This is a genomic window from Cryobacterium sp. TMS1-20-1 (assembly GCF_004402355.1).
Classification (GTDB): Bacteria; Actinomycetota; Actinomycetes; order Actinomycetales; family Microbacteriaceae; genus Cryobacterium; species Cryobacterium levicorallinum.
In genome coordinates this window covers 1-4,313 of the sequence record NZ_SOGF01000005.1, presented here as the reverse complement: position 1 = coordinate 4,313, position 4,313 = coordinate 1, and the positions used below count along the sequence as shown (strand labels likewise).

Annotated in this window: 6 protein-coding genes and 1 pseudogene; 5 read left to right on the top strand and 2 right to left on the bottom strand. The window is 66.5% G+C overall.

Translation table 11 applies throughout. The annotated features are described in order from the left end of the window. Window positions 1–156 precede the first annotated feature (156 nt). From E3O45_RS00935 to E3O45_RS00915, 5 genes are all read left to right on the top strand, one after another. The gene (locus tag E3O45_RS00935) at window positions 157–537 is read left to right on the top strand and encodes a hypothetical protein (RefSeq protein WP_166789349.1); all 381 of its coding nucleotides are present in this window, start codon (window positions 157–159) and stop codon (window positions 535–537) included. Next, window positions 534–1,031 (top strand): FMN-binding protein, encoded by a 498-nt coding sequence (locus tag E3O45_RS00930; RefSeq protein ID WP_241985165.1) that lies wholly within the window; start codon window positions 534–536, stop codon window positions 1,029–1,031. The genes E3O45_RS00935 and E3O45_RS00930 overlap by 4 nt, the downstream gene beginning before the upstream one ends. 2 nt (window positions 1,032–1,033) lie before the next feature. Beyond that, complete coding sequence (locus E3O45_RS00925) at window positions 1,034–2,008, top strand: FAD:protein FMN transferase (protein ID WP_370450282.1); 975 nt, start codon at window positions 1,034–1,036, stop codon at window positions 2,006–2,008. Between the two features lie 208 nt (window positions 2,009–2,216). Further along, complete coding sequence (locus E3O45_RS00920) at window positions 2,217–2,426, top strand: hypothetical protein (protein WP_134441156.1); 210 nt, start codon at window positions 2,217–2,219, stop codon at window positions 2,424–2,426. Between the two features lies 1 nt (window position 2,427). Further along, on the top strand, window positions 2,428–3,093 hold the full coding sequence (locus tag E3O45_RS00915; protein ID WP_134441155.1) for a maleylpyruvate isomerase family mycothiol-dependent enzyme: 666 nt from the start codon (window positions 2,428–2,430) through the stop codon (window positions 3,091–3,093). Here the strand turns inward: E3O45_RS00915 and E3O45_RS17865 are convergent. Next, complete coding sequence (locus tag E3O45_RS17865; protein ID WP_241985166.1) at window positions 3,090–3,515, bottom strand: HNH endonuclease signature motif containing protein; 426 nt, start codon at window positions 3,513–3,515, stop codon at window positions 3,090–3,092. The two genes, E3O45_RS00915 and E3O45_RS17865, sit on opposite strands and share 4 nt — an antisense overlap. Next, a pseudogene (locus tag E3O45_RS17860) lies at window positions 3,507–4,201 on the bottom strand (DUF222 domain-containing protein); the annotation flags it as partial. The pseudogene E3O45_RS17860 and the gene E3O45_RS17865, both read right to left, overlap by 9 nt. Window positions 4,202–4,313 lie beyond the last annotated feature (112 nt).

Genomic DNA, 4,313 nt, shown 5'->3' with positions numbered 1-4,313 from the left:
GAAACCCGCTATCCAGGCACCGACCTGATCATGCACTATGCGATCAAAGACCGGCTTTGAGTTACGCCGGAATATATCGAATCAAGCCGCCCATGTCAGGACCCCTGAGGCCCGTATGGCCTGTTCACCGAAAACGCCCGCACGTCGCCGCGGGTCGTGCTGATCGCGGCCGGCATCGGCGTGGCGCCCATCCGCTCCCTGCTGGAAACCGTCTCGTTCGCGCCGGGCCACGCCACCGTGCTGCTCCGCTCGCACTCCGTCGGCGACACCTACCTGGTCGACGAACTGACGGACCTCTGCCGGTTGCGCGGCGCCCAGCTGCGCGTCATCGCCGGTAAACGACCCAAGGGAGTCAGCACCTGGCTGCCAGCGGATGCCGCCAAAGCCGGGATCACCCTGAAGAAGATCGTGCCGGAACTGACCAGCAGCGACATCTATATCTGCGGCCCCCGGCCGTGGACCGACGCCGTCGTGCGCGACGCCCGTTCCGGCGGGGTTCCCAAGAAGCAGATCCACTACGAAAGGTTCGACTGGTGAGAGCACGTGCAGTAGCCCTGGCCACCCTGGCCTCCGTCTCGATCGTCGGCATAGGCTGGCAGCTGGGCTCCCAGGCGATCGACGCCTCGCAGAGCCTGACCGCCTCCACCGGCGGCACCGCGACGGCTGCGACAGTGACCGCCACAACGGATGCCGCGGCGCAGGCCGCCGCCGCGAACACTGCAGCGTCAGCCGCTGCCGCGTCAGCGGCCGCGCAGTCCGGAACCTTCACCGGCGCGGTGGTGCAGACCCAATTCGGCAACATGCAGGTGTCGGTGACCATCGCCAACGGCGCGATCACCGCGGTCACTCCGCTGCAGCTGACCAACCGCGGCGGCCGATCGGTCGCCATCAGCAACCAGGCCGCGCCGATTCTGCGATCCGAGGTGCTCGCCGCGCAGTCCGCGAACGTGCAAAGCGTCAGCGGCGCCACCTACACGACCCAGGGCTACCTGCGGTCCCTGCAATCCGCCCTCGACACGGCGGGCTTTTAAACGTGGCCGCCATCGGATCCGATCACGAACGCACACTCGCCAGCTCGCCGGTGCGTCCCCCGCCCGTGCTGCCGCACGCGGTGGAGTTCGCCCGGGTGGCAGCCCGCACGGCCGCCCGCGTATCGGTCGATCGCACCTGGCCAGCGCTGACTTTCGAGACGATGGGCACGATGGTGAGCCTGCGGCTGGCCGATTCCGATGCGCACACAGTGGGGGAGAGCGCTCGGGTCGAAGCCGCAGAACTCGTCAAGGCGATGTTTCGGCGCTGGGATGAGCGGTTCAGCCTGTACCGGGACGACTCGGAGCTGAGCCGGATCGCGCGTGGGGACATCCGTTTGACGGATTCGAGTGCGAGTGTGCGGGACGCTTACGCGCTCGCGCTGACCTGGCGCGACCGCAGCAATGGCGTGTTCACACCGCATCGCGCCGATGGTGTGATCGACCTGTCCGGGGTGGTGAAGGCACTTGCGATAGCTGAGGCCGGTGCGGCGTTGACCTCTCAGGGTCTGCTCAACTGGTCCATCAATGCGGGCGGCGATGTTCTGGTCAGCGGCGAGCTGGAAGGTCGGTTTGAAGCGTGGGAGTCCGGCGGCGCGATGTCGACCGGGCACCGGATGGCCGCTCCGGCAGTGGTCACCGAGCATCCCGAGTGGGTCGTGGCGATTGTCAATCCGGCCGACCGAGGTGACGTGCTGGCCAGCGTGCCGCTGCGGCATCCGCTTCGCGCGGTAGCGACGTCGGGCAGCGCGGAACGCGGCGAACACATCTGGACGGCGCTGAACGGGGAGTTATCGCCGTTTCGTCAGGTGAGCGTGTTCGCCGCCGACATTGTCACGGCAGATGTGCTCGCGACGGCGATCGTGGCCGGCGGTGAAGCGACGCTGAACGAGATGACCGCGCGGTTCGCCATCGACGTGCTTGCCGTGCTGCGCGACGGCCAATTGCTCGCGACACCGGGGCTGCGCCGTGCCGAGTAGACCAAACCGGCCCGGCCAGATGGCTCACCCTGCTTGAAGCCCCGCTGACGCGGGGGTACCGTGACTTGCGAAATATCCGCGCTCACCTGACAGAGAGGCAGATCATGAGCGACGCCAATGAGTTCTGGAGCGACGAGAACCGGGAAATCGACGATCTCGACAGTGACCTGGAGCGGGAGAACGACGACAAGGATCTGGCAGGGCCGGATTGAGCAAGCACACGCAGGAGAATATCCTTGCGCAGCCGGGCGTCGCCATGTCGGCCCAGGCCAACCAGTCCAACTCTGACGTGCTGCAGCTTCTCCAGCGGCTGCGGTGTGTTCCTGCCACTGCCCCGTCGACTCCGGTCGGCGGGGCAGTGGTGTTCCTAGGGTGGTATTTCTGCGTGCTACCGATGGCTGTCGTCTACGCTGAATGATATGGCCGACTTGTCGAAATACCTGCCGCTCAGCCAGCGACGTGTCGGTGACGAATCCGGTGCCAACTCGAACTGGCGCGACTATCTGGTGACCACGCTCACGGCGAGCGCCGACCTGCTCGCCGGGCTCACTGCCGAGCAGTGGGAGACGCCCAGTCTCTGCAAGGACTGGCGGGTTCGGGATGTTGCCGGCCACATCGTGTGGCGGGTGGGTAGCTCCAACCGCGAGCTGGTCAGCACCGCGGCACGCGCCTATCTCGGACACTCAATCAACCCCAACCGAGCCATCGATGTGCTGAGCCGTGCTGCCGCCGAAGCATCCCCGGCCGAACTCGTCGCGCAGATCAGACAGATCGCCGCGGACAAGGCTGCCGGCCACGGGCGCCACGGCATTACCGAGCTCACCGAGGCCGTGGTGCACGGCCTCGACCTGGCGCATCCGCTCGGCCTCACACTGTCGGTGGCGCCGACGGTATCGGGCGCGGTAGCCCTGCGTCAGAGCTTGATCGCGCCGACAGCGATCAAGGCCATACTGCGCGTTCGCACGTTGGTGGCGACGGATGCTGACTGGCGCGTCGGTCGCGGCCCCGAACTCCTCGGAACGGCAGAGGCGCACCTGCTGTTCCTGTTCGGTCGCCCCGGCGGTTCGCTTGCAAGGTCGCTCTAGAAGGGTGTGCTGGCCCAGTCGTGGTTGGGGTCGGTGAGGTCGGCCCAGATATCGACGGGCTGCTTGGTGGTGTCATCTGCTGGGCTGCGTTCGCTCGCGGCGGCGGCGGAGTTGGGACCGAGCCGGGTGGCGGGGTGGGTCGCGTAGTGTTTGCCGGCTGGGCTGATCCAGTGCAGGATGCCGTCGTTGCCTTGCTGCACGTCCCAGCCGGACTCGGTTTTGAGGCGGTGTCCGCGTTTGCAGAGGTGGGCGAGGTTGTCCCAGCGGGTTTCGCCGTTGTATTGCCAGTCGTGGGTGTGGTCGACTTCGCTGTGCCGGGCTTGCCGGGTGCAGCCGGGGAACCGGCAGGTGCCATCGCGAATCTCCAGCCACTTTTTCAGGTCGGCCGGGACCTTGTAGCGGGTTTTGCCGACGCTGAGCACGACGCTGGTCTCCGGGTGGATCAGGATGCGGGTGAAGCTCTTCGCGGTGGCGGCGACTCGGCGGGCGGTTTCCGCGTCGATGGGTCCGAACCCGTCGAGAGTGCCGGGCTCGTCGCTGAGGCCCATCAGGGTCAGCACCGGCACGGTCACGTTCACCAGGCCCTGTACTCCGGCGCCGAGCCCGGTCTCCGTGACTCCGGTCAGCAGGAGGTCGACGGCCACGTCGAGGCGTTGCTGGCCGAGCGTTCGGCTGTCGACGGGCTCCACTGCGGCGGCGTTGTGCAGGCTGCGCGCCACGGTGTCGACGCGGTCGCTAATCGCGGCGGCGTCTTCCTGGCTGAGGATCATCTCCAAACAAGCCATGCCGTCCGGGCGGGAAGGACCGAGAACCATCGCTCGCACAGTGCTTTCTTGTGCCGCTTCACGATCGACTCGGGGTGGGAAAGTTCCCGCACGGTGATCGCCCGCTTCTTCAACTGCCCGACCGTGAGGTCTTCCACCCCGGTGAGGGCGTCGGCTTCGAAGGTGGCCCAGGCGCCGTCGGGCAGCGACAGGGCGTTATTGACAATGATCTCCACATGTCGGTAGCTGATCGTGCCGTCGGCGAGCCTGGCCCGGGTAGCGGGGAGGTCGTGCTGCAGCAGCTTGCTGACACACAGCAGATTTCGCGCCGTGTTCTCATGCACCCGGAGGAGGGTGTCAGATGGTCTGTGTAAGGGGTTGCGGATCTATTTGAAGGAGTGACACTAATGGTCATGACAGAACGAACTGAGAAGCTGAAAGCACCGAAGTCCCCGG